The 24,249-nt window shown below is 66.0% G+C and carries 22 protein-coding genes and 1 pseudogene; 8 read left to right on the plus strand and 15 right to left on the minus strand.

Going from position 1 to position 24,249, the window contains the following annotated elements:
• Positions 1-139: 139 nt before the first annotated feature.
• Positions 140-517 carry a DUF5131 family protein gene (locus tag FM051_RS42945; RefSeq protein ID WP_274383876.1) on the plus strand — a complete coding sequence of 126 codons (378 nt, stop codon included), beginning with the start codon at positions 140-142 and terminating at the stop codon, positions 515-517.
• Here the strand turns inward: FM051_RS42945 and tcmP are convergent.
• Both tcmP and FM051_RS42955 read right to left on the minus strand, forming a co-directional pair.
• Complete coding sequence (gene tcmP, locus FM051_RS42950; protein WP_238413073.1) at positions 507-1,739, minus strand: three-Cys-motif partner protein TcmP; 1,233 nt, start codon at positions 1,737-1,739, stop codon at positions 507-509. The two genes, FM051_RS42945 and tcmP, sit on opposite strands and share 11 nt — an antisense overlap.
• Positions 1,740-2,294: 555 nt before the next feature.
• Complete coding sequence (locus FM051_RS42955; protein WP_158852859.1) at positions 2,295-2,588, minus strand: hypothetical protein; 294 nt, start codon at positions 2,586-2,588, stop codon at positions 2,295-2,297.
• Between the two features lie 979 nt (positions 2,589-3,567).
• Here FM051_RS42955 and FM051_RS42960 point away from each other — a divergent pair.
• Positions 3,568-3,744: pseudogene (locus tag FM051_RS42960) on the plus strand (helicase C-terminal domain-containing protein); the annotation flags it as partial.
• Here FM051_RS42960 and FM051_RS42965 read toward each other — a convergent pair.
• Positions 3,713-4,309 carry a bleomycin resistance protein gene (locus FM051_RS42965; protein ID WP_158852861.1) on the minus strand — a complete coding sequence of 199 codons (597 nt, stop codon included), beginning with the start codon at positions 4,307-4,309 and terminating at the stop codon, positions 3,713-3,715. The pseudogene FM051_RS42960 and the gene FM051_RS42965 overlap by 32 nt on opposite strands.
• A gap of 422 nt (positions 4,310-4,731) precedes the next feature.
• On the opposite strand from FM051_RS42965, the gene FM051_RS42970 reads away from it, so the two are divergent.
• Complete coding sequence (locus tag FM051_RS42970; protein ID WP_158852862.1) at positions 4,732-5,262, plus strand: PKD domain-containing protein; 531 nt, start codon at positions 4,732-4,734, stop codon at positions 5,260-5,262.
• On the opposite strand, the gene FM051_RS42975 is transcribed toward FM051_RS42970, so the two are convergent.
• The gene (locus FM051_RS42975) at positions 5,245-5,457 is read right to left on the minus strand and encodes a hypothetical protein (protein ID WP_158852863.1); all 213 of its coding nucleotides are present in this window, start codon (positions 5,455-5,457) and stop codon (positions 5,245-5,247) included. The two genes, FM051_RS42970 and FM051_RS42975, sit on opposite strands and share 18 nt — an antisense overlap.
• A gap of 228 nt (positions 5,458-5,685) precedes the next feature.
• Positions 5,686-6,450, minus strand: coding sequence for a hypothetical protein (locus FM051_RS42980; protein WP_158852864.1), 765 nt, complete (start codon positions 6,448-6,450; stop codon positions 5,686-5,688).
• Positions 6,451-6,838: 388 nt separating this feature from the next.
• Between FM051_RS42980 and FM051_RS42985 the strand changes: the two genes are divergently transcribed.
• Together FM051_RS42985 and FM051_RS42990 are read left to right on the plus strand one after the other, a co-directional pair.
• Positions 6,839-7,813: a hypothetical protein gene (locus tag FM051_RS42985; RefSeq protein WP_158852865.1), complete on the plus strand. Its 975-nt coding sequence runs from the start codon at positions 6,839-6,841 to the stop codon at positions 7,811-7,813.
• 974 nt (positions 7,814-8,787) lie between these two features.
• The gene (locus FM051_RS42990) at positions 8,788-9,345 is read left to right on the plus strand and encodes a TIM-barrel domain-containing protein (RefSeq protein ID WP_238413067.1); all 558 of its coding nucleotides are present in this window, start codon (positions 8,788-8,790) and stop codon (positions 9,343-9,345) included.
• On the opposite strand, the gene FM051_RS42995 is transcribed toward FM051_RS42990, so the two are convergent.
• From FM051_RS42995 to FM051_RS54210, 5 genes are all read right to left on the minus strand, one after another.
• On the minus strand, positions 9,276-11,051 hold the full coding sequence (locus FM051_RS42995; protein WP_238413068.1) for a DUF3732 domain-containing protein: 1,776 nt from the start codon (positions 11,049-11,051) through the stop codon (positions 9,276-9,278). The two genes, FM051_RS42990 and FM051_RS42995, sit on opposite strands and share 70 nt — an antisense overlap.
• Before the next feature lie 191 nt (positions 11,052-11,242).
• The gene (locus FM051_RS43000; RefSeq protein ID WP_158852868.1) at positions 11,243-11,725 is read right to left on the minus strand and encodes a three component ABC system middle component; all 483 of its coding nucleotides are present in this window, start codon (positions 11,723-11,725) and stop codon (positions 11,243-11,245) included.
• Positions 11,712-12,938, minus strand: a complete 1,227-nt coding sequence (locus FM051_RS43005) for an ABC-three component system protein (protein WP_158852869.1) — start codon at positions 12,936-12,938, stop codon at positions 11,712-11,714. Before FM051_RS43005 ends, FM051_RS43000 begins: the two co-directional genes overlap by 14 nt.
• Positions 12,939-13,290: 352 nt before the next feature.
• Positions 13,291-13,530: a peptide deformylase gene (locus FM051_RS52545; protein WP_274383877.1), complete on the minus strand. Its 240-nt coding sequence runs from the start codon at positions 13,528-13,530 to the stop codon at positions 13,291-13,293.
• Positions 13,485-13,592 (minus strand): peptide deformylase, encoded by a 108-nt coding sequence (locus FM051_RS54210; RefSeq protein WP_274383879.1) that lies wholly within the window; start codon positions 13,590-13,592, stop codon positions 13,485-13,487. The genes FM051_RS52545 and FM051_RS54210 overlap by 46 nt, the downstream gene beginning before the upstream one ends.
• Here FM051_RS54210 and FM051_RS43015 point away from each other — a divergent pair.
• From FM051_RS43015 to FM051_RS43025, 3 genes are all read left to right on the plus strand, one after another.
• Positions 13,567-14,664 carry a glycosyltransferase family protein gene (locus FM051_RS43015; protein ID WP_238413074.1) on the plus strand — a complete coding sequence of 366 codons (1,098 nt, stop codon included), beginning with the start codon at positions 13,567-13,569 and terminating at the stop codon, positions 14,662-14,664. The two genes, FM051_RS54210 and FM051_RS43015, sit on opposite strands and share 26 nt — an antisense overlap.
• Positions 14,665-15,898: 1,234 nt before the next feature.
• On the plus strand, positions 15,899-16,294 hold the full coding sequence (locus FM051_RS43020; protein WP_420803660.1) for an ATP-binding protein: 396 nt from the start codon (positions 15,899-15,901) through the stop codon (positions 16,292-16,294).
• 35 nt (positions 16,295-16,329) lie between these two features.
• Positions 16,330-16,737 (plus strand): STAS domain-containing protein, encoded by a 408-nt coding sequence (locus FM051_RS43025; RefSeq protein WP_158852871.1) that lies wholly within the window; start codon positions 16,330-16,332, stop codon positions 16,735-16,737.
• 52 nt (positions 16,738-16,789) lie between these two features.
• Here the strand turns inward: FM051_RS43025 and FM051_RS43030 are convergent, their stop codons facing one another.
• The 5 genes from FM051_RS43030 to FM051_RS43050 form a co-directional block, all read right to left on the minus strand.
• The gene (locus FM051_RS43030; protein WP_202919345.1) at positions 16,790-18,253 is read right to left on the minus strand and encodes an argonaute/piwi family protein; all 1,464 of its coding nucleotides are present in this window, start codon (positions 18,251-18,253) and stop codon (positions 16,790-16,792) included.
• Positions 18,253-19,740: a DUF4365 domain-containing protein gene (locus tag FM051_RS43035; protein ID WP_202919346.1), complete on the minus strand. Its 1,488-nt coding sequence runs from the start codon at positions 19,738-19,740 to the stop codon at positions 18,253-18,255. Before FM051_RS43035 ends, FM051_RS43030 begins: the two co-directional genes overlap by 1 nt.
• 131 nt (positions 19,741-19,871) lie before the next feature.
• Complete coding sequence (locus tag FM051_RS43040; protein ID WP_158852872.1) at positions 19,872-20,723, minus strand: hypothetical protein; 852 nt, start codon at positions 20,721-20,723, stop codon at positions 19,872-19,874.
• Positions 20,724-20,838: 115 nt separating this feature from the next.
• Positions 20,839-22,014, minus strand: coding sequence for an McrC family protein (locus tag FM051_RS43045; RefSeq protein WP_158852873.1), 1,176 nt, complete (start codon positions 22,012-22,014; stop codon positions 20,839-20,841).
• Entirely contained in the window at positions 22,011-24,248 is a 2,238-nt protein-coding gene (locus FM051_RS43050; RefSeq protein ID WP_158852874.1) for an McrB family protein, read from the minus strand. Before FM051_RS43050 ends, FM051_RS43045 begins: the two co-directional genes overlap by 4 nt.
• Between the last annotated feature and the right edge of the window lies 1 nt (position 24,249).

Here is a 24,249-nt window from a genome sequence, read left to right on the forward strand (position 1 = left end):
CGAACCATCATCGGCCTGGAGATCGGCGGCACTCAACGTCACAGTCCCAAAAATCCTGTCTTCGCCCTACGAATTCCACAGAAGACTCAACTGATCCTGTGTCTCACACCAGTCTGACAGAGAGGGCATCGCAGACAAGTTGCCATGGCCAGACAACGTGTGGATCGGCACATCAGTCGAGGATGAAGGCGCGCTTCCACGGATCGCCGACCTCGCTCAGGTCCCGGCCGCAGTCCGCTTCCTCTCCTGCGAGCCGCTGATCGGCCCCTTGCCGGACATGGATCTGGACCGCATCGATTGGGTCATCGTCGGAGGCGAATCCGGCTCCAACGCACGCCCCGTCGCGGAGGCCTGGATCACCGACATTCTCGACCAGTGTCAGCGGGCTGAAGTTCCCTTCTTCTTCAAGCAGTGGGGTGGCCGCACTCCCAAAGCCGGTGGACGGCTTCTTGACGGTCGAACTTGGGATCAAATGCCCGAAATCCGCAACCGGAAAGAGACTACACCTACCGGGTGATCCAAAAATCTTGCACGCCGCCTATTCCGTTGCAACTCGTTCGCCCTTCAGCGTGAAGCTGCTTTACAGCTCGACGAACCAGTGGCTGACCAGCGAGCCCTAGCGCGGATCCGAGTACGTCCCGATAGCGATCAGCCACCCGGAAACCGCCGAACTCGTCAAGCAGTCGCTCTATATTGCCCTTGATCTCACGAACCCATTGATCCTCTCGCATTGCCTCCTCTTGCAGAAAAGGATCAGGAAGCGCAAACAGCGCACCTTCATCGACCACAGGGGGAGGCACTAACAGCCTCCTCCATTCTTTCTGAGCGCCAGCGAGCGCGTCACCGAACAACAACATACCGTCAGGATGCCGACTCAGGTAGACCAGGTGATAAACAGGTTGGAGTGTAGCCCGATTCTTCACAGGGAACACCCAGCCTCCAGAGCCAGCCGCTTGCGCGGCTCGCCGCATAAACTCGTGCGCGATGGCTTCTACGCGCTCCTCGTTCGTCTCGAACCGCACGAACAAGTCACGCCACCATGATCCACCACATGCCCGATCCATGGAGTTCAGCGTGGCCTGTCGATTCTTGGCAGTGGATGATGGATCTAGAAACGCCCCGATCCTCCTGACCGCATTTGCAGAGAAATTGAGCAGAACCTCAGTCTTGCGCATACGACCACCATGAACTCCCCCCATCGCTTTACCGGTTATGTCTTCGAAAGAGATCGCGAGCCCAAATGGATCTAGAAAAAGAAATAGCGGCGAAGCGGCAGTAAGTTGTAGCAGTCGATCAAGGTGAGCCTCAAGCCTTCCCTTATGAGCCACGCACGATACCCCGTCAGCCTGTGCCGCACCCACCAGTCCACTTAGGCGCGCAAAATCCGCGCGCCTTCTCTCAACAAAGTGACATTCGATGTTTCGATAGTCCACAGCTCGTGCGGTACTCAGCACAAGCGCAGGCGAACCGTCTGTTCCGTCAGCGTAACGCCCCGGCCCGGCATAACCGTCAACATACACCACACGTTTACCCTCAGCAGTCGATCCCACTTTACTAGCCCAGGGCTTTATGTAACGCTTGAGTATTCCATGCTTCAACACGGCAGCAGCCTTCTTGCTGACAAAGAAGGGCTGCCCCGGCTCAACGCCAACCTCTCCCGACGCTTCCCCGCCAAGATCTTCAGGCTCCTCATCCTCAGGCAATTGGCTCGCGACGGATTCACTACGCTCCACCATCATCACCTCGAAGATCGTTTACCGAGCGACGTGTCCATGATTCAACAGACACAATCGGGTTACTATCACCCAAAGGCCTGACGCTACGCAATGACAGCCGCACGCCCATCACCCATAACGGCCGAGTGATACCGCTGAATGGATGACGATACCGGCGAACGCCATGTTGACAAACTGTTCGCTGGAAGCTTTCCCATGAGCCAACCTGCGGACACGACTGGTAGCGCGCAGACGTCCACCGACAGTGGACACGTTCACGAATGTGGCTCACGTCTGCCGGTGGGAGCGTTCGGCGTGGCGGGGGCTAGCGCAGTCCCTTAGTCACGATGGCAAGGGCGTCGTTGTCGTGCTCCGTGGTAGGGCCGTCGCCATGAGCGTCGCGGTTGCCGCAGTGCTGTTAGCCCTGATCCTCGACAACTACCTCAACCGACAGTCCAGTCGTTCCAAGCTGATGACACCGTGTTTCGTGGCGGGCACCGTCGACTCCATGGCGTCCACGCCCCAACTGTGCGCAGTCCGCCGCAACCCCTACACAGGCCAGGGTCGACCTGTCTTTGATCAAGGACCGGTGTGCCCCTCGATCACCTCTCGCGGCACTTCCGCCAACTTTCGACCGCGCCAGGTCAGCTGCCACCTGCCATTCCTGAACTCCAGCCGGAACGGCGTGGGGTTCTGGAACGGGTTCGGCTGATCGGGGTTGCGATCAACAGTGATCCCCTGAGCATGATCGTGCTCTAGCGCGTCACGCGTCTCCTGCGAAGCCCCGAACTCACTGCGGGCCTCGACGATGGCCTCGTTGCAGAAGTCACGCACGCGGTCCCACTCTTCGTCCGTGAAGCCTTCGATGCTCATGCTGGCCTCCGGTTCTTCGGACACCGAACGTCTCACGTGCTGCTCATGCAGCACGTGAGATGCCAGGTGTGCGGCTACTGAAGCCGCGTCCCAGCGCTTGGGTTCCCGCTTGGCGGGGTTCCCCATCGTGCGGCCTTTGCCACGGACGACGGCCTGCCCGGCCAAATGTCGGCCAAGGCTGGGGAAGCTACGCCGTATTTCCGCAGGTCAAGCGCCATGATGACCGACCGTTTCCTAAACCGTGTGTCGCAGGTTCGAATCCTGCCGGGGGCACGCAAAACATGGGCAACATCAACAGGCGAGCGGCTGGTACTCGAAGACACCATCAAGGTGTGAGTATCAGCCGCTCGCCTGTTCCTGCTGGTCAGCTCGACGTCGGGCCACTTGGTACCGCCACACCCGAGCTGACCAGCAGGTCTGCACATCACGAACTACATCTGGGGCACTAACCGCCAGCACGGCCCGACCGCAACGATGGGCGACCGTGCCGGATTCTGCTCAGAAGCTGCATCCGCTGCGGTGGTTACCGCGTGGTGCGCCAAGGCATGTCTTGCTCCTGCATTCGTGCGAGCAGTCGACATCTCTGCGTCGCGATGACGCGACCGCCGCAGCGCAAGTCGGAACTGTGGACGACGCCCGCCCGCTCCCGTGGCTGGTTGGTGGTTGTCCGCGATGACGCCTGCTGACGTGCCTCGCAGGTCAGGGCCTTTGCCGATCCGGTGCCCTCGGCGGGATTACCAAAGGATGGGACCTGGTCTGACCAGCGGTTTTACACCGGCAGTCTGGTGATTGAGTCATCCTTCGGGCTGTCCACGCGTGAGTAACGCCCACTTGGAGCGGGACCGCGCGGTTCGCTCCAGGTGGGCCCTGTGGCTGGCGGACGAGATGCACGGGCGCCTGTCACGTGTCGTGGCGGGCCGCCGCTGTGTGCGAATGGAGATCTCGTTCTCTCGATGGACGTGGGAGGCTGCCCAGGTGAGGACGTGTGCTGCGCTCGATGTCGGACAAGGGCGTGGTCGCGATTCTGGATCCGCGCCTCGCTACCGCCCGCTACGGCGGTTTCCTGCGGGCCTCGCTGCCGCCGTTCTGGACGACCTACGACCCCGAAGTGGTCCGCGCCGCGCTCAAGCGCCTGGACGCGGCGCAGACCCCCTGACCCGTTCGACCAGCTCGTCCCGGTACTCGGTGGCCGCCTGGAACTCCGGCTCGTCGCCAACCGCTTTCTTCAGCGCGCCTTCCAGGATCTTCAACCCCTGGCGGTCGTCACCGTGCGAGTCGGCCATGCGCGCGGCGTTCTCCATGGCCTTGGCCAACCGGGTCGTGGCCTCGGGTTCCGCCCGCGCCCTGGTGATCCGGATCCAGTTGCCACCCGGATCGATGACCGCGAATCCGGTGTAGCGGTCGTTGCGCAGCCGGGGTCGGGTCATCCGCGGGATGCCGGAGATGAGCAGCTTCCCGTGCGTCTTGCGCATGGCCGCCGCGAACTCCTCGAACAACGCGTGGATGTCCGGCACGACGACGATGCACGTGCTGTAGGACTGCGCCGGGTCGTAGTCGTCCATGCCGAAGAAGTGCAGGTTGATGTCTTCCCGCCGCACCGCCAGGTACGGGTTCGGCCGCGTCTGCCGATAGGTCACCTCGAAGCCGAGCATCTCGTAGAACGACGCGATTTCGTCGATGGAAGGACAGGGCAGGGCCGGAATCGTCAGTTCGTTCGCCACCGCCCGAAGCTAAGCCCGACCCGGCCGAAACGACACGGACCTATTTGCTCACGCGAACAGCAGCGCAGCCCAACTCGGGACGCGCTTGCCCCAGAGGGTTTGGGTTGCTGGCCGACGAAGGGGCGTTGGCGTAGTAGGCGCCCCAGGTCGAGCCCTGTTTAGAGGCCAGTGGCGGCGGCATTTCCTTCTGTCGGTTGGCGATCTCGGTACGTGCCGCCGCCCTGGCCGGACTTCGGGGAGGGCACCAACCTGCGCGAGATCGTTCTGTGCAGGGCCGGACTTCGGGCGGGAGTACCAAAGGATGGGAACAGGGCTGACCAGCGGATTCGTACCGGCAGCCTGGTAGTTGAAGCGCACCTCGCGCTGTGACGCGGCGCAGCGCGGCGCACCGTTGGATAGCAGTGGGCAGGTTCTGAGGCCGCATGGCGGACCAGGGGATCACTGGTGGCCTGTCCGCCATGCCTCGAACGTCCGCTCCTGCCGAGGAGCGGTCGCCGCTGCACGCGGATCCTGCGTGCGTCGGGCAGGTGTCCGCACGGGCGCAAGACCGGTCGGAGATTGGTGGCCCGGCTGGCCGCACCTTCGCATGGGATCTCGACGGCGCCGGCACCTTCGCCACGTCATCGCCGGGCTCGCTGGTCACGGTGACGTACGCGACCGCGGATGACCACGTCATCAAGCTGAGAGTCACCAACGACGCCGGTCAGTCCCACATCGCTTCGACCTCCGTGCAGGTGGCTTCGCTCGGCATCTATTGGGGTCGGCCGATGGCTCCCACCAACATCACCTTCACGCCAGCGCCGGACCACAGCTCCGGCAGGCTCAGCTGGAGTCCACCCTCCGGTCCCCTTATCGAGGGCTACGAGGTGATCTCCGTGGATGACGGCACACCCATCGCCCTACTTGGACGACGACGTGGCCGGCCAGACACACGTCTACTTCGCCGACTGTGAGCTGCCGGAGTCGGTAATGGTCCGGGCGTTCAACCGGCGCGGGGCCAGTCCGTCGACGCCGACGATCACCATGACGCTGCCCGCGACGGCCATGATCGTGGGCGACTCGATCAGCCAGGCAGCGCGGGCGACTGCACCTGGCGTCACCGCTTCGACAAGGCCGAGACGGCCGACCTCACCCTGGTAGGCCCCCACGACGACCTGTTCGACAAACGTTGCCAACGAAGTGGAACAACAACCACACCGACACCTACTCCCCACCCCCTCGACGGCTTCTACCGCCTGCACACCCTCGGAGCCGGCCCCATAAGGCGAGCACCGCCCCTCGGCGGCCTGCTCGGCTCCTTCGACCCCATGACCGACACCGACGGCCTTCCGGCCACTCCTCCATCCGAGCGGCCGGACATCCGATTCACCGCTCCCTCATTGCCGCAGACCAAGACGCCGCTCAAGGTTCTGCACGGCCCGGCGATGCGGCATGTTTCGACTCTCCATGAAGAAGAGGTCGTCGGTGAACGGCTTGAATCCCAGCGAACGCCACACGTGCCGGACTCGCTCAAGGGCAGGATCAAATATCGCCGGGTCGTCTTTCTCGGCTTGGCTCAGCTCGACCGGGAACGGCTTTAACGCGACACATGACTGAGCGGAGCACAACCAGCGCAGCAGCCTGCCCGCCAGCAGTCTGCCCGCGCCACCAAGGCCACGCCACCCCGGTGCCAGTTCCGCGAAATCGACGATCACTATCTCACTGCACGGCAGTTCGAGCGTGTCCTCGATCCCTGGGTCGACGTCTACGAAACCATAGGTTCTCGTGTCGGCGAAGAGCGGTATGAACTCGGCGTACTCTGCCGTACGGGCATCCAGAGCGTCGAAGGTGTCGACGACGTCCTCCAGATCCAACTTGAGACCGTTCATCCGAAAAATCGTGTACTCGATCGAATCAGGTCGTTCTTCTGCGGCCAGAAACGCGTCGGGTAACGACCTCCAGTTGCTCTGCTCGTCCTCGCCGTAGTCCTCCGGATCGAACTCGCGGATCACAGCCGAGGCCCACCAGTCCATGCTGCCGCGGTCGCTCATGCCCGTGCCATCGAGGAACGACCGCCCGTCGAGGTGCAATTCGACGTCGGGGAGCCGGCCAAGCAGGAGGTCCCTGCCAGCGTTGTCTTCGGTCTTGCTGCCGCCAATCATGGGCAGGGACTGTAGCGCGGAACTTCTGTCGGGCACGTAGTGGGCATTCGCGGCAAAAAGTCAATCGCAGGGAATCATGGTCGGTATCCGCCCGCGAACTCCAGCATTACCTGACTGCGGCTGGGGTTGAGAGGGCGGTGCCTTCGACGTCGAGGGCGGGGAGCCAGCGCAGCCAACGGGGCAGCCACCATGCGCGTTCGCTGAGGAGGACGAGAGCGGCCCGGACCAACACATGCGGACCGCGATCGCGTACAAGATCCCACACAACGCCTGCCGGTCATCCAACCGCTTACGACCCGGATACCGACGCTGGCGCTGCACCTGCGGCAACAACGGCTCGATCCGCTCCCACAACCCCGTCGTCGACCTCCCTCCGGATAATGGAGCCATGGAACGGCCGATCGACTTCTCGCGCGACCGCCGCATGCTGTGCGGGATCTGCGCCCACCAGTGGCTGGTCGACCTCGAGTGGATCGACCGCTGGGAGCAGAGTAGAGAGGTGTGTCCCGGGTGCGGTACGACGTGCGAGCACGAAAACGCTCCCCGGGTGACGGTCGATCCCGACGACCTCGCGCTCGACGACGACAAGATCGCTCAGCTCGCCTGGTACCACACAAGCACGCTGCCGGACTGGCCGACGAGGGACTTCGATCCGGCGGCCGATCTCACGCCCGAGACGCGAAGAATGATGGGCGGCTCCAAGCGGGTCGCCGCGTGGGCCGCGCGCCAGCGCGGGAAGGCCCTCCATGTCGGCACGTACGAGTCCGCGATCCACAACATGCTGAGGCGGATGCGCGATCAGGCCGACCACGGCAGCCAGTTCTACCTGTACCGCGTCTTGCTGATGCCGTCCGTCGTGGTGCGGGAGGGCTGGCTCATCGATCCCGGCAACTTTGTCGGCGACGTAGTTCTCGACGAGGTCTGCCCTCCGGGCGTGGACGTCGCCCGCTACCTCAACTACCACGAGGACCCCGGCGGGCTCTCGCTCGCCCTGGGACGGGGCGCGGTCGCCGGCGTCCAGCAGGTCGCCGTACCCCTCCGTGACGCCTGCAACAACGACTGGGTGCGAGAGGCTGTCGCGGACCTCGATGGCGCCTCAGACGCCCTCGTCCCGGCGACCGGCAGGCTTGGCCGATTCATGCGGCCGTCGTCTCCGCGGGCTTTCCTGGGCCGCGAGCTCGGTGCGGCTCTGGCTGGCAAGCTGCCGGTCAACCTCCAGGACCAGTTCGCGTCTGCCGCTGCGTTCGACGAGGGTGACAACCCGATGCGATGGGCTCGTCGGACGAGCTGCCTGTTCGATCTGATCGTGGTTCCGCTGCGCGCGCTGGCCGAACTCGATCGGCAAGAGCGCCGCACGGTCTGAGAACCCACCGCGCGGTCGCTGCTGCCGCCCAGCACTCACTGTGTTCCCAGGCGCAGTTCGACCGCTGGCCCGCACTATCAAGATCAGCAGCCAGGTTCCGGGCCGCCTGAACATCCGCTCATCAGGAGGACGTTCCCACGTCCAGGCCAACACGCAGAACATCTGTCTATGCCGCGGAGCGAGTGTTCGAACCCTCGGGTGCTCGTGCAGTGAGAGCGGGCCTATGTGCGACCAGAGCGTCTTCACCCCCGTAGGAGATCAACGGGCTGGAACTCGCTGGCAGTGGCATGACCGTGTCGGTGCGCACGATCGGCCGTGTCGTGGCCTGCCTCGGCTTGAATCCCGCCGGTTCCTCGGGCCCGACCGGGTGAACAGCGCAGCTCGTGAGATGCAGTTGCCGCGCCATCCAACGGAGGTCGAGGTTTATCGGAGGCCAGTGGCGGCGGCATTGCCTCCTGTCGGTTGGTGATCTCGGTACGTTCCGCGGAGGGCCGGACCTCGGGGAGGACTACCAAAGGATGGGAACAGGGCTGACCAGCGGATTTATAGTGGCCACCTGATGGTCGAATGCCGGTTCGGGCTCCTGCCGTCGGAGTGAGTGCTAGGCGATGGGCAGAGGGTGACGGACCGTCAACCGCCTACATGCCGCTCGGCCTGCGGTGCGTCTCGCCGAGACCGGACGGGTTGTGGCACTTGGTCGGACGTCTCGCTGCAGCTGTTTGCCTCGCTGGTCGGTCATCCCACACCCTCGCCTGCGCTGACACTGGTCAGGAGGTGGGATGCGGCCGTCGGTGCGCCACTGTCGCAGCACTGTGCGGCCGTAGTTGTTAGTGCCGGCGACTCGGTCCAGTTCGGCGCCGGCACTGCACCCGACCATGAGCCTGCTCCCGCAGGAAGTGCTCCCACATGACCTCTTGAGCCGTCGGCGCGGGCGGCAGCTCGCGATGCGCCGAGAACCCGGCGGGAGTGATGACTTGCGCGGTCTCGCCACCGCTCTCGGGCCTGGTTTCGCCGTCTACGTGCGCGACCTGCAGTGGAAGGCGTTCACCTCGGCGCTGATGACCATGAGCGGCTGGTCGACGCCGAAGTTCAAGCAGCCCTGGGCCTACGGCGAGCCCTACACCGCGATCAACCGCGACTACCTCCAGCTCCGCGAGCGTCTGCTGCCCTACCTGTACTCCTACGCCGCCGAAGCGCACCGCACCGGCGCGCCGATCAACCGGTCGCTGATCTTGGAGTACCCGGACGACCCGAAGACCTGGGACGACACCACCAAGCACCAGTTCCTGGCGGGCGAGGAGTTCCTGGTCGCGCCCATGTGGGACACCGGCGAGGTCGGCCTCGTTGACCCGCGCGCCCGGCCGCAGCCGCCCGGTCATGATCAGCTCGCGGAGCGCGCCCGCCGTCGCCTCGGCGGCGCTCTCCCGCTCCGGCACCCGCACCAGCTCCGCCAGGTGCTGGGCTACTCGTCTTCGTCGTCGATCGGTTCAGTGATCCACTCCGGAGGTACGAGGGCCTGGCTGTTGCTGTAGCGCCAGCGCTCGACGACGTGGTCCCGGAAGAGCGGGTCGGCCAGGTCGGCGTGCTCGACGACGATGACCTGGAGCGCGCCGTCGAGTGCCTGGACGGTGTCGTTGATGATCCGGTAGATATTCAGCAGGTGGCTGAGGTCGGTCCCCTGGGGTGTGGGCTCGCCGGTGTAGTCGGGTGGGAAGTACACCTGGGACGGCTGGTCGAGGATCAGCGTCCGAGGAACGGGTCCGCGGTGCTCGCTGAACCACTCGTGCAGGCTCAGCAGCGTGGCGACGTGGTAGCCCAGGTGGTTCTCGGCGCTGCCCATGTCGGCGAGCCGGACGGGCCCGTCGGCCGTGTCGGCGACGACAGTCAGCCGGTTGACGTCGAGGCGGATGGGCGCGTCCGAGTGGTCGAGCTCCAGTGAGGCAGCCTTGGTGCGGATGTTCTGGCTGATCAGGGACAGGTAACTGGTGAGCCGGTCGCCCTGGGTGTCGTCGCTCAGGAGCTCTTCCAGCTCAGCGATCTGTCGCTGGAGGTCGTCGCGGCGGTCTTCGACCTGCGGGGCACTCACATGCTGGGCGGTGGTGTCGAGGTAGAGGCTGATACGACCGCGCACATGGGCGGCCCGCTGCGACTGGTCCGGCTCCTGCTGCAGCGCGCGCAGCCCGGCGCTGATCTCGTTAATCTCGTCCTGGCTGCGGGAGAGCGCCGCGCGCAGTTGCTGCAACTGCTCCTCCTCCAGGGCCATCTGGCGTTGCAGGGCGGGTGTGTCGCTGCCGATCACCTGCAGATCGCCGTCGAGGCGTTCGAGGTCTTGCATGATCGTCGCCACCGTGGTGTTGGCCGAGGCGATCTGGCTTTCGCACACCGGGCACTGGGCGGCCTGGGAGGTGTCCGGGGACAGTCGCATCAACCCGAGAGACGCGAGACGCCGGCGCTGCTCTCTTGCCTCGCCCGCGAAGTCGTCATTCTCCTCGACCGCGCGCTTGAGGTCGGCGATGCGGGCCCGGGACTGCCCGACGGCGCGCCGTAGTTGGGCGCGCCGGCCGATGGCGGCGGCCAACGGGTCGCCGCCGTTGTCCGGTCGGGACTCCAGCTCTAGCCGGATGCTGCCTTCCAAGGCCAACCGCAGAAGGCCAAGGACCTCCTCGGCCGTCGGCTCGCTGTCGCGGTGCGGTAGAAGCCCTGCCTCGACCGCCTCGGTGAGCAGTGCTCGGGCCTGGCCCGACGCTGGGCCGAGGTCGCGGGCCTGGGCGAGTTTGGCTTCAAGGTCGGAAAGGTCCCGGCGCAGGAGCCGCAGCCGGTTGCGCAACGCTGCCTGTTCGGGGTCGACGGCGCCAAGGAAGTACGGGATCACACCCCGGATGGTGTTCGGCCGCCACTCCTCACCTTGGGAGTGGAACAGCAGGTCGGGGTTGGCGACCTCGTTCTGCGCTTGGAAGCAGAAGTAGAGCGCGTGGCGGATCGACGGAGCGATCGTCTGGGCGCGGGCGACCGCAGGCACCTTGACGGTGCGGTCGATGCCGCAGAAGTCGCTGAGGATGTCCTTGGCGGTGTCCAGGGGCGTCGCGAAGGTCAGCTCTTCCAGCGGGGGAGGCGGGGTCTCCGGGGCCTGGGACAGGACACACAGCACGGTGCTCACGGCGTTCCCCGGCTCCGGGGCGCGCCGGGCGACGAAGATCTGCTGGCCGGGCTTCGCCAGGGTGACGGCGTAGGTGCCCACGTACTTGCGGACCTTGCCAGCCTTGACGGGGTAGTCGGAGCTGGCCAGACAGTAGTCGATGATCGTCAGCAGCGCGCTCTTTCCGCGCCGGGAGTCGCCCGTGACGATGTTCAGGGTGCCGGTGCGGAACGGGACCGTACGGACCTGTCCGGGCTGCTTGCCGTAGACGGTGACCGCTTGGATCTGAAAGGTCACGCTTGGACTCCCAGGAGCGTCAGGACGGTGCTGATGCTGCCGGTGCTGGGCAGCCAGCGCCCGAGTTGGTGGGCGGCTTTCTGGATCGCGGTGTTCTGCTCGGGGCCGTCCTTGAGGGCTGTCACGGACCGTGGCTTCACTGTCAGCCCGGAGCCTTGAAGCCTGAGCACATCGCTCTGAAGGGCGAAGAGCAGGCCTGGTCGCACGACGGCGGCGAGCGCGGCGGCGTTGAGACTCATGGCCACGCGCACGGCCTCGTTCTCGTCGAGCCAGCTCATCAGCCCGGTGCGGATGGTGGCGGGCAGCGCCGTCCGGATGGACGGCTGGAGGGCCATGACCGCGGCGGTCACTGCGACTGGAAGCGGGCAAGCGGAGTGGTACCGCTTCTCGTAGCCCTGCACAGCCCGGACGCACACGAGTGCTGTGAAGGCCGGGTTGAACAGGGCGCGCTCCTCGCGGCTGAGGTCACGCTCGGCCATCAGCGGCTCCCGCCGGCTCCAGCAGAGCCGCCAGCCGGGCGCTGAAGTCCGGATGCCACCCGACCCGCAGCTCGTCCGCGAGCATCTGGTATGACCCCTTGACGACGAACACCTCTTCACAGCCGGTGCGGATGCGAAGCCGGGCCTCCTGGTCGACCCACCTGTAGATCAGCTTGGCCTCACGCTTCATCTCTTCTTCGGTGGCTTCATCGCCGAGGTCTTCACGCATCTCGGCGAAGCGCGACTGCCACTCCTCCACGAGCCTGCGCTCATACGCGCCGATCTCGCCGGCACGCAGCAGGTTCTCGTTCGCCCAGCGGGAGCGCTGAGCGAAGGCCCTCACCCAGTCGCGAACCGCGTAGCCGATCCGCTCCGCGCCCACGTCGATCAGCCGGAGCTGATGCACGAACACCTTATCGGCGGCATCGGCAGCGGCCGGGGCCGCAGCCGTGAGCGCGGCGATATCAGGGTCGATCGGCAGATTGTGCGCACCGATCTGATTGCGTAGATCGTTGAACAGCTCGTCGAACTCGGCACCGGTCACCGGATCCGACCCCGGGAAGCTCATCTGGATGGACGCCCGCTCGAAGAACCAGCCCTCAAGACGCTGAAGAAAGGACTCGGCGTACCGGCGCTCGACGGCCAGGCTTGCGTAGCCGAGCAGGTCCTCCCTGATGGAGTCCATCCCCGGTGCGTCACCGATGACCTCGATCCGGCTGATGAGCTCGGCCCGGCGTTGCGTCCCGAGCGCGTCGAACGCCTCGAAGGCCTTGGCCAACGTCGTACTCTTCGAGGACTGCCGCGCCTGGACGAGGAGGGCCTCGGCAGCCTGCTCGTCACGGTGTCCGCTAGCCTTGGGTTGCAGGAGGAAACCCGCGCTGTCGTCCGGCAGCTCTGCGGTGGTAATCAGGTAGAGGCTTGTCTCGGCAAGATCGATGTGCTTCTCGGTGACGGCGTGTGACCAGACCCTGATTGTCTTCCACAGGTCCGACGACAGGTCCGTCAGTCTCACGTTGTCTGCCCGCTTCTTCAGCTGGGTCAGCTCGGTGTGCGACCCGATAAGGGCCTGGACATCGTCCGTTGCCTCAATCGCCACACTCCACTCGATCCCGCCCCGTGAGAGTTCCACGCACCGCTGGAGGGCCACGCGGAGCTGGTAGAGGTATCCGAGCGCTGACGCCGATGCCTCGAAGGGATTCTCCGGGCCGGTCATGCACCCACCGCCTCCCTCTGGTTACCGAGTGCAGCGATCATTTCATGGCTGCGCCGCAGGTAAACACGGACTGTCGAACTTGTCGAACCGTTACGAGTGCTGGCCAGCCGCCCGTAGTAGCCGCGCTGACCGTTACGGCAGCCGCGAATCAGCGTAAGGAGGGTGGCTTGATCATGTACATCCCTGCGGAGCGGGCTCCTACGGAGCGAGGGCGTCGGCCATGGCCTGGGCGAGCTCGTCGATCGTCCGCACCCACGCACCTGGGCGGCGTTATCCAGATCCGAGGCTCGGCGTCGCGGGCGTGATCGGCATCCGCCTGGCAGGGTGAGGGCGGAGCGCCGCCCGGTGCGGCCTACTCGTAGGCCCAGGCCCGGCCGGTCTGGCGGCACTCCTCCACGGGGATCGGGTCGACGCCTGTCCTCATGCGGGCGGTGTACAGCAGGCCGTCGAGGTGGTCGATCTCGTGGTGGATGAGGCGGGCGAGTCCGCGCTCGTACACGGTGGTCACGGTTTCGCCGGTCAGGTTCGTGGTCTCGTCGGCGATCTTCAGGGGCGGGGGACGAGGCCGCGGACGTCGAAGAAGCTCAGGCATCCTTCGTACTGCTCGTCCGCATCGTCGGAGCGGTCAGTGATCCGCGGGTTGAGCAGGATGATCGCCGGGGCATCACCGAGCGGCTGGACGACGGCGGTGCTGCTGGCCGCCGCCCGGCTCGCAGCCGGCCTGTCGGCCGCCGGGCTGCGGGCCTTCCGGTCACGCCGCTGGCCCCGCCACCTGCGGCGGCTGCCGCCCCAAATCACCCTGATCGCCCGCTGCCTGACCGAGGCGTCCGCGTTGCGGTCCGCCCGCTGGCTGGAGTCCGGCGCCGACGCGGTGGTGATCCTGACCGCGAACGAGGCCCTGCACGGCGCCGCCGCCCTCCTCAGCGGCCAGCCGCACCTTCGGTTCGTCCACGAGGCCGTGACCACCGAGGACGCCGTCGTGAGGCTGCTTGGCCAGCTCACCCGCCGGGGCGAGCAACGGGTGATCGCGGTGTACCCGACCTGGGCGGTCGGCGAACAGTTCGCCGCGGCCTTCCCCCACCTGCCCGCGGTGGTGCGGGCCTTCGCGGTCGACGACGGCCGCCGCCTGACCGACGCTGAGCGCGACGGCGGCCGGACGGCGTTCGGTATTCCCGCCGCCGAAGCCGCGGCGTGTCTGGTGGGCGACTGGTGGCCGTACAAGGACATCGACGTCATCAACGCCGCCCTGGCCCGGCTGAAGGAACCGCTGCACCTGGTGGTCGCGGGGAATCCGCTCGACGAAGCCGTACTCGAGCGGTGGCGGGCCCTGCCCCGCATCCGCCTGCACACCGTGCCCGGTCCCGTCGCGGAAAGCGTGCTGCGGCTGGTCTACGGCGCCGCCGACGCTGCCCTGGTCGCCCGCCACCCCGGGGTCGGCAAGGAATCCGGGCTCGTGATGGACGCTGCCCGCCTCGGCGTCCCCCTCATCGTCTCCGACCACGACCCCGCCCTCACTGGCCGTCTGCACGGCCAGCCCTGTGCCCTGACGTTCATCGTCGGCGACCTGGACGGTCTCGCCGCTGCCCTGCACGCCCTCATCCGCCAGCCGCCCAAGCCGCCCGGCTCCGAGGCACCCGGCCTGGTCGGGCTGTGGACGGCCGAAGATCAGGCCGACTTCCTCACCCGAACCTTCACCCCGCTCACGGCCAAGGAGTCCCGATCCTGAGCACGCCTCCAGCCCTGATCGCCTTCCACTTCCCCGGCCACGTCCCCGACACCCAGCGGCACGAGCTCCAGGCCGCCTGCCGGGACTCGGCATCATTCCCACCGGCACCAGCGCCGGCCCCTGGCACGAGCACACCAACACCCAGCTCCGCGACACCCTGCGACACCAGGCCGGTCCCGGCTGGTACCTGCTCGCCGACGCTGACGAGTCCAGCAGTACCCCGCCCGCTTTACGCGGTGATCGCCCAGGCCGAGAAGACCGGACACCGGGGGGTCGGCGGGGCTTATCGGAGGCCAGTGGCGGCGGCATTGCCTCCTGTCGGTTGGTGATCTCGGTACGTGCCGCAGCCCTGGCCGGACCTCGGGCGGGATTACCAAAGGATGGGACCTGGGCTGACCAGCGGTTTTACACCGGCAGTCTGGTGGTTGAACGCCGGTTTACGCTGTCTTCGTCACGCTGACAGGTGTCCGTGGGCACGGTCATGCGGCCCCGTCCACGGACACTCCCTAAGTTGGTCTGTCGGCGTCTCTGAGATGGCGGAGGCCGGCGTTGTCCACGACGAGGAGCTGGGCACCCCGAGGTTGTGTTAACCAGTCGCCGCTCCGCAGATCCGACGCCGACGCCGAGACCATCGAACCTCTGGTTCACCTTCCACATATTGCGAACACACTGGTCATATTGCGAACACACTGGTCCGCCTTAGCGGGGTTGTTCCAAGATCCGGCGGGCGGCGGGCGGGCCTCCGCGGGCGCCTTGGTGGACAGCGAGGTGACTTCGGCGGTGGTGTCCTCCGCAAGTGGCGGCCCCGGTAACCCGCTGTGGGTGCGTGCCGATATTGCGGGTACCGGGAAGGAGGTGGGCGGGTGTTGGGGCGAGGTGATGGCGGAACACCGGCGAGCCTGCTCATGGTCTTGTCGGTGGTGGGGTTGTCGGCTGCCGGTCTTGTGAACGCGTTCGTGGCGGTGACGGAGTCGGTGATGTGGGCGTGGTGGACCGCGTGGGTCTGCCTTCTGGTCGCGCCTGCCTTGGTCGTGGTGTGGTTGCGCCGTCCGAATCGGGACCGCATCGCCCGGTCGCGGCGCGGACGAGGGCTGTAGCTGTCGGGTCGCGGACGCCGCACCGGGGCGAGTGCCTCTCGGTGAATACCTCGCCCGAGCGTTTGGACCTCTGCGCGACCGGGTAATTCCAGGGCCTGTTTCTGCCTTGAAACCGCAGGGCGCTGGAGGGCTGGGCCGTGAGCACTGTCGATCTCCCTCGGGATGGGGTCGATCTCGACCTGCCCGATACCCCTCCCACCCCTAACGAGCTGCTGAGACTGGTTGCCGGCACTCTTCGGGGAACCGGCGACGACCGGCTCGTGGACGTCCAGGTGGTCGCCGCGCAACTGGTCGGCAACGCCTACCGCCATGCCCGCGCGCCACGACGACTGCGGCTGCGCCGGTTGTCCGACCGTGGCCTGGTCCGGGTCGAGGTCGACGACGGCAGCCCGAGTCTGCTGCCGGTCCTGGGGCGACTCGACACCCCGCAGCATGGTCGCGGCCTGCTCATGGTCAACCGGCTGTCGGTCAACTGGGGATATCGACCCCGCGGCGACCGCAAGACGGTCTGGGCCGAAGTCCAACTCGTCTGAATCGTTCCGGCGCAGCGGGAGACGGAAGGCGATCGGTGACACCCAACGCAGGTACGCCGTACTCCGGTGCGGGCTTTTCGTGCGACTGTCAGACCGGTGACGGCACCACGGTGATCACGGTGTGCGGGGAAGTCGACATCCGCGCTGCGGAGGAGATCCAGGACCGCCTGGTGCGGGACGGGCTGGGGCCGGTCCGGGTCCGGCTCGACCTGGGCGGTGTGACGTTCATGGCGGTCGCGGGGCTGGCGGTGCTGTTGCATGCGGCGGACCTATGCCGCGATCGCGGCATGGACCTCACCCTGGTCGCCTCACCCCAGGTCATGAAGGTCATCGACCTGATCCACACCACCGCCGGACTCGCCGACCACCTGATTCCCGCAGGCGCTGGCGGATCCCCACCGACACAGGCCGCCGGAGCCGAGAACGCGTACGTCGACCGGTGACGAGTACGGGAACGCTTCGGCGGTTGCGCAGCGGCCGTGGGTCGACGTGCTGTTACATGTAGTGGGCGTAGCGGGTGGCAACGGCTTCGTTTGGTGGGCAGAAACGCAGTACGGCTTTTACCTGGTTGGCGGTGCGCAGAGTGACGGGCACCCTGCCGTCCAGGCGTGTCTGGTTCCAGTTCATCTTGGTCAGGGCCAGGATTTCGCTGGCTCGGTCTCGCGGGCTGCGGCTGCTGTGAACGGAGCGGATGCCGATCGGCTGTGGCACGTACATGCCGGGATACGTCGAGTAGAACTCAATACTTCCGTTGGTATAGAGGGCCACCTCGTTCTGGTCGAGGGTGAGCAACGTTCCGCGCAGCGGAGGCGCGTTGCCGGGCCGGAAGAGCCGTGCACCCTCGCTGTTGGTGATCCAGCTCATGTCGAGTTCATCGAGCGTTCGTTCGTCTGCCGCTGCCTGGAATCCTGCGACCTCGGCGGCGGTGAACGATGAGGTCTTGTGAAGCGCCACTCTTGCGGGCATGGTCCGGTGTTCCTGCCGGTAGGCGTCCAGCGCGCGCAGGAGCAGAGCGTGAGCGTCATCCTCGGCAAGGTGTGGTTGACGGTCTTCGCGGCTTACCCTGGCAGGCCCACCGCGCACGATGACTCCGTCTCCGCGTTCGTTGAACACTTGCGCTACCGACGTGTCCAGCGTGTTGCGGTCCCCGCTGTTGTAGAAGGCGACGCCGATATAGCACGAGGTCAGATCGGTAGGGTTCCGTGGGAGCCGCCACGGAACGCCGCCCGCTTTGTAGTACAGGGCGACGTGGAGATTCCAGGCGCGGGTTGCCTCGTCTTGGCGGCTGCGGCCAGCAGGCGGCGGGGTCGCCTCGTCCCAGGTGCTTCGGCGGATGATCTGGATTGGCTGTCGCAGGTGCAGTAGCCGGGCCTTGAGCAGGTCGTGGAAGTTCGCGAAGCGCGGCACGGCTGGCCCTTGGGCGCTCGGACCGTCAGATGCTGTCGCCGCGGCGGCCGTTGATCGAGATTGACGTCCGGTTTTACGTCGGGTGTCGGTGAGCTGTTCTGGCCGTGCCACCAGCAGGACGTCAACACGGTTCTCGTCCGCGAGTGCTCGGATCTCGTCGGCGTACGCCTCGACTGCGGTTGTCAACGACTGGGCACCCGTGGTGCTGCTGATCGCCCGCAGGGCTCGATCGCTGATCGCTCGTGTGTTGCGGTCGCTGAACACGAGTGTGGTGTGCAGGCCACAGTCAATGTCGCACCCTGGGAAGCCGGGGAACAGGTGGGGATAACGGTCGTCTTTTGCGGCGATGGGTTCGCGGCAGCGTTCGAGCCAGGTTCGTATGCCATCGAGTTGATCAGATGGCCCGACGAGGCCGACACGGATGACGCGGGGCGCTTCCTCGGAGCCGAGGTCGGCGGGGCCGTAGTTGCTGATTCCGAACCGGGGGTCGATGTGTCGTCCCGCGCCACCGAACTCCAGCTCGGGCTCGTCGAGGACCTCAGCGCGCATCATCACTCCTGTCCTCGGCGGGATGCCTGGCGTGGCCGACCGGTCCTTCGTTGGTGCTTGGCTTTCGGGTCGCCGGTGCCGTGAGACGGCGCGTCCGGCTGGGGCTGCAACTCGGGGTCGGTGAAGAGAGTGAACAGATCGTCGGTGTCGATGCCCGCGGCGGCCAGATCGGCAGCGGCGGCCCGGTCGGACGGCGAGTCGCCCGGCTCGTCGTCAGGGGCTGCTTCGACCGGGGCTGCGCCCCACCATTTGTCATCGATGCCGCGGTCGACAGTCACGGTGAGCAGGTCCCCGAAGCGGAGCTGGCGATCCGAGTTGAATAGATCATCGTCGCCGCGCAGGTAACGAGCCCACATCTTGGTCCAACTCGCGACGGCGGCGTGTCTGTCGAGCTTCTTGATGCCCGTGAGCAGGCTGTCGGCGTAGCGCGATTCGGTGTAGCCGTCCGAGGTGAAGCAGTAGTCGGGCTCTAGTTGGCAGTACCACGTGCCGGCGATCCGCCGGATACGGGTTCGCAGTGCCGCATGGTGGTAGTAGCCCACCCGTTCGGGGTCCGACTTCAGGAAGTGCGGCCCGAAAACGGTGCGTCCGGGTGTACCTCGCGCTTTCCCGACCTTGCGCGGTTTCAGTCCTGGCGTTGCCCTGAAGTGGAGGTGCTCGCGTTCCTTGTGCCAACGCAGATCGGGATAGCAGTCCTGCATGGTCCGACTGAGGAGGTCGGCGAACCGGTTTGTGACCTCGCGTTCCTCGCTGGTCGCCCACTCACTCGTGTCGTGTTCTTCGACATCACCCTGGCACAGGACTCGTAGCGGCGCTTCACGAAGGTTCGAGAAGGAGAGCACGAGCCCGTCCCGCAGGATCCAGCCTGATCGCCGTACCGTCTGGCCTGCTAGTAGGTTGCCTGCTGTGGGGTAGTCGGTCGCTGACGTTGTTGCCAGGTAGATGTGTGACGGGAATTCGTTGATCGGCAGCAGGTTGGTGGTGAGTGTCTCGGTGATCGGCGGTGGCCGGAGGTACAGGCCCGACTCTCGGGGGATACCGAGGCGAAGGAGCGCCGGGGCGGCGTCCGCGTCGAATCGCTGAGTGTTTTTGTTGACGATGACAGTTCGGGTGGCGCGAGCCGTCGCGTCCGGGAATGCAGCGTGTACGTCGACCCACCATGCTTGGTCCTGCTCGGGGTGAGAAAAGATCAAGATGACGGGGGCGTTCCCTGACAGCCACAGGTCCAGGTCACGCTCATCGCACAGGTATCGAAATTCGTCGTCGGTCTCGAACGAGAACGGTCGATTTTGGGCCTTGCTTTGAACAAGCAGGACAAGGTTCAGGAGTGCGCCGCTGTCCGGGTCTACTAGGTCGATGTGACCGTCGATGCCGTGATCAACCCGCCGGGGGTGGAACAGGTAGCCCATCTCGAGGCACCGGGTGCCGATCAGGGAGATGCCCTTCTCTCCGATGATCGTTTGAGACGTGACCGTCTTACGCTGGGCCACTGGACCTCCCCTGCCGTGGACGATCTGTCGAGGTTACGCGCGACCTCCGACAATCTCGGCTGACCAGCGCTTCCGGTGAGCCGACACCTGGCGTCGACCCCTCGGGTCGTCGATGGTGGCCGCTGCGGCTTCTACTGTCCGGCGCGTTCAGAGCGCCGGTTGAGCAGACCGGCTGTGGCGGTGACCAGTGCAAGTACGTCCTCGCGCGTCCACACGAAGTGCTCGGTGGTGCCGGGATCGTCGTGTGCGGCTCCACTGAGCAGGGAGAAGACGTCCTCGACGAGGAAGGCCCAGCGCTCGCGCTGGTCACGATCCCGACGGGCTTTCGAGCCAGCCTGACGCACAGTGTCGGATGTGCTCTCGGCGGCGCGGATCGCCTCGACGGCCTTGCGGGCTTCGCCGAGTGCCTCCTCCAGGTGGTTGTGCCGGATGAGCTCGCGCGCCTTGCGAAGCCGCCGTACGCCGGTCGCGTGTTCATTGTCGCTGGTCAGTGGCACGAGGATCTCGATGTAGGAGCCGGCGTCAACGCGCTCCAGCTCTCGCGCCCATTCACCGCTGGGTAGGTCGAAACCGAGTTCTCCCGTTCCACCGGCCAGTTGCGCCGGGTCGCCGTCCACACAGGTCACGCTGACCTGGAGGGTGACCCAGAGGTGATCACCCCCTTCGCGCAACGCTTCCGCCACACGCAGTTGTTCGTCGGTAACGAAGCCGGTCAGCGTGAGTTCTGTGGCCACCTGGGCGGGGTTGGTCAGGTGGCCAGCCGACAGGTGGGTGAGGAGTCGTCGATCTCGGCTGGGGTCCGTGCCGATGAGCATCGCCGCGGACACCTGGTACGGCGGGGCGTCCTTGCGCTCGGAGGTCCGCCTGACGGTGACACTCAACTGGACCTGCGCACCGCCGACGGCTGGCCAGAGCCGCAAGGCGCGGCGAGCGGGCTCGAACGCCAGTGCCTCGGCAGGTGCGATGTTGATGTGAAGCGTCATCGGCGGCAACCGTTCATTCCGGTGGAGGCTAACCGGACATTGTGCACCCGCGTGGCTCGTAGGCACGGATCTTGGCGGCGTGTCGGCCGCACGGGGTACCCGCGACTTCGATCATTCAGACGATCGTGGCGGCTACCGCGTTCGCAATGCGGCTGGCTTGCTTAAGGATGTGGTCCGTGGGCTGAGAGAGGTCAAGTACCCAGGTACGGAGCTTGGTGCCGGCCTCGCGCACGGTGTGGGAGCTGGGTGCGTCCCCCGAGGCGTATACGAGGTGCCCTTCGGGTACGCCGAGGGCGGTGCAGTAGGCAAGCATCTGGTAGAGGTCTGCGTGGGGCCGATCGTCGTCCTTCACCCTCTTGTATTTGGCGTCAAGGACGGCGGCAGGTCGAGCGTGCCGTTCCCAGACGAGATCGGGGCGGATGCGGAGTTGCCGCATCGTGTCGAGATGACTGGGGTACTGGTCGCGCAGCCGGCCTCCGTAGGGTTCGAGTGCGCGGCGGAGCGTGATGGTGAGCCAGTCTTCGAATGCCTTGTTGAGATCGAAGAGAAATCCGCTGGCCGCGGTGGAGCCGGGTGGCTGATCGATGCTTCGTCCGGCGAGAACGACACGAGCCAGTCGGAGTGCCGGTTGGTAGTGGCGTGTCAGCCTGGTCGGCGGGGTGTCGGGCGGCGTGTCCCCGGCGACCAACGGAGTGACGTCAGCCAGGGTGGTCAGCAGTTGACGAAGACCGGCATGGGTCGCCAGCGGCAGGCCCGGAACACGGAGCAGCCGGCGAGCGGCGGTGAGCAGGACGCGGTTCTCGGGGATGTCGACGGTGTAGTCGTCGTAGCGGACTTCAAGGGGCACTGCGAGGCCGAGGCGCTGGCGGAGCTGGTCGGCTTCACGTAGGCGACCACGCAGGAGCGGGAGCGCTTCTTCGACGGTGCGGTAGCCCTGGAGCACTCCGTGGGAGAGAGCTCGACGGGTTGCGGCGTGGAAGGACACGGCTACCGCAGTGACGAGGTCGTCGACAGTGGCGAGGTCCACGATGTCGTCGTCGCGCCAGCCGTTGGGATCCTGGGCGTGGCCGAGGAGCCACAGCAGCCGATGGATCCCGATCTTCGGGGTGACCCGGAGTTCGATCTCGCCGCATCGAAGCACGCCGACGTACGACGATGCCTTGAGTACGGTGCGGCCTTCCAGGTCTGCGCTGACTTTGACCGCTCCGGTGGCGGTGAGCCCGTCGGCTATGGGCCGGGCGATCGGGCTGAACGCTCGGGCTTGATGTTCGGGCACGGTCAGCCGCCTCACGCCGGCGGCTCGCCGATCTCCTCTGGTGCGGAATCGTCGCGCGGTCGGGTGCGCGGCGTGGTGCCGTTGCGGAGGGCGTCAAGGCCGTAGAGGGCGTGGAGGTCGACGTTGTCGCCGATGTGCCGTTCTTCCAGGAGCGGCATGATGTGGTGTTTCCAGATGCGGGCGAGTCCTGCGTCGGTGCCGACGCGCGGGTTCATCAGGTACGAGGGGCCGATGGCGGCGTCGCGGTCGGCGACGCGGTCGTTGAGGGCGTCCAGCAGCCCGGCACGGTCGGCAGGTAGGCCGTGTGCGTGGAGCCATCGGCGCAGCATGTCGGCGACCGGGGGCTCGCCGGGGAACAGTCCCTGCCAGGAGAACCGTCGTCGCATGGCTGAGTCGACGAGGGCGATCGACCGGTCGGCAGTGTTCATGGTGCCGATGAGGTAGAGGTTCGGTGGTAGCCGGAAGTCCTCGGTCGGCGAGTACTGCAACTGCACGGAGCGGTCGCGGTACTCCAGGAGGAAGTAGAGCTCGCCGAAGACCTTGGCGAGGTTGGCGCGGTTGATCTCGTCGATGATCAGCACATAGGCGCGGGTGACGTCCTTGTTGGCTTCGTTGACGAGCAGCTTCAGCGGTCCGTCTTCCAACTCGAAGGCCACGGTGCCGGGCGTCGAGCCGCGCTGCGGGCGGAAGCCTTCGAAAAAATCCTCGTAGGAGTAGGACGGGTGAAATTGGACGAGACGATGCTCACCACCGGTCTGCTCAGTGAGGAACTGGGCCAACTCTTGTGCCAGGTAGGTCTTGCCGGTTCCCGGTGGTCCGTACAGGATGATCTGCTTCTTCTCCCGCAGCAGGTCTACCGTCTCCGACAGCCACTCGAGGTCGACGAACAGCTCGTCGGCGAGCTCGGCAGTGGGCTCCGGCAGCACAACCGGTTCGCTGACCGGCGGTTCAGGGGTGTCCTCGGTGGGGTCGAGGTCGGGGTCAATTCCTGCCAGCGCGGCAAACTCGGCGACCTGGGCACCGAGGGTGCTGACGGTCATCTGCCCGGAGAGCCGGTCCCTAGTTTCGGCGGTGAGCTGGTCTCGGGTGAAGGGAGCGTCGACGTTGGCCCAGCGGACCGGGCGTCGGCGGCTGTTCAGGTACTCGGGTGTTTCAGTCCAGGTCGCCGGGCCGGTGACCGTGCCGACATAGACCTTCGTCCCGTCGACGGTGGCGATGATGTCGCCGGGTTGCATCTTGTTGAGGAACCGGTCGAGCACGCCGACATGGATGGAGCGCTGCTTGCTCGTGAGGTCCGGCTGCCTTTCTGCGAGCTGAGTGTCGATCTGGGAGCGGGTACGCCCGGCTGGCAGTTCACCAAGGTCGGGGTACGCGAGCGAGCAGTAGCCCTCAGTCAGCCACTCGGGGACCAAGTTGCGGCCGTGCACATTGGCTCCTCGCACGAGCCAGCCACGTAGTTCCGGTTCACCGTCACCGGAGGCCGCGCGTGGGCGCCAGCGCCTCTCGATGTCGCTGTCGTAGAAGTCGATATGGTCGCCACGTCGACGTTCAAGCTCGGCCCGCAGTGCGGCGAGGTCGCGGTCTTCGTCGCCGGTCGAGTCCGACAGGTCGTTGGCGAGTCCTTCGACGATCAGTTGTTTGTGACGGCGGGACACGATGCGTTCGAAGGTGTCAGGGAACGCCAGGTGCAGCAGGACGTTGCGCTGGCTGTACGCACTGTTGATGGTGATCGAGTCGGCGACATCGCGGAACGCCCAAGGGTCTTTGAGTGCGTTCTGCCGGGCATCTGGTGGGAGTGCCTTCCACGCCGCGACGAACCGAACCAGCCAGGCGAGTTGCCGATCGCGGTAAGTGCGGTACGCCGTACCAGCGCGGCCGAATCCGCTGTCCAGCGCTGCGTCGAGTTCCGTTGGTACCTGGACCGACTCGGGTGCGAGCGCCAGGACTGTCAGCAGGAGGTCGCGTTTCGCCGTGCCGCCAAAGTCATTCGGAGCGAGCAAGTGCAAGTACACCAGCTCGGCGGCAAGTTGAATCGTCTCTTGTGGAGCGTCAGCGAGCTGGCGTCCCAGCTTCTCGGTGAAGCTGGCGGCGCCGAGTTCCGGCGCGTTCACGAAACGCTGAAGGAGGTCGTCGGCAGTTGAAGCTGTCCACACTGGACGGCCCGGTGTGAAGGCGGAGTCATCGTTGGCGAGGCCAGCGTCGATGACGCGCTGAGCGGCAGCGTACAGGCGACTGTTCTGGTAAGGCACG

Source organism: Saccharothrix deserti (assembly GCF_009769385.1).
Taxonomy (GTDB): Bacteria; Actinomycetota; Actinomycetes; order Mycobacteriales; family Pseudonocardiaceae; genus Actinosynnema; species Actinosynnema deserti.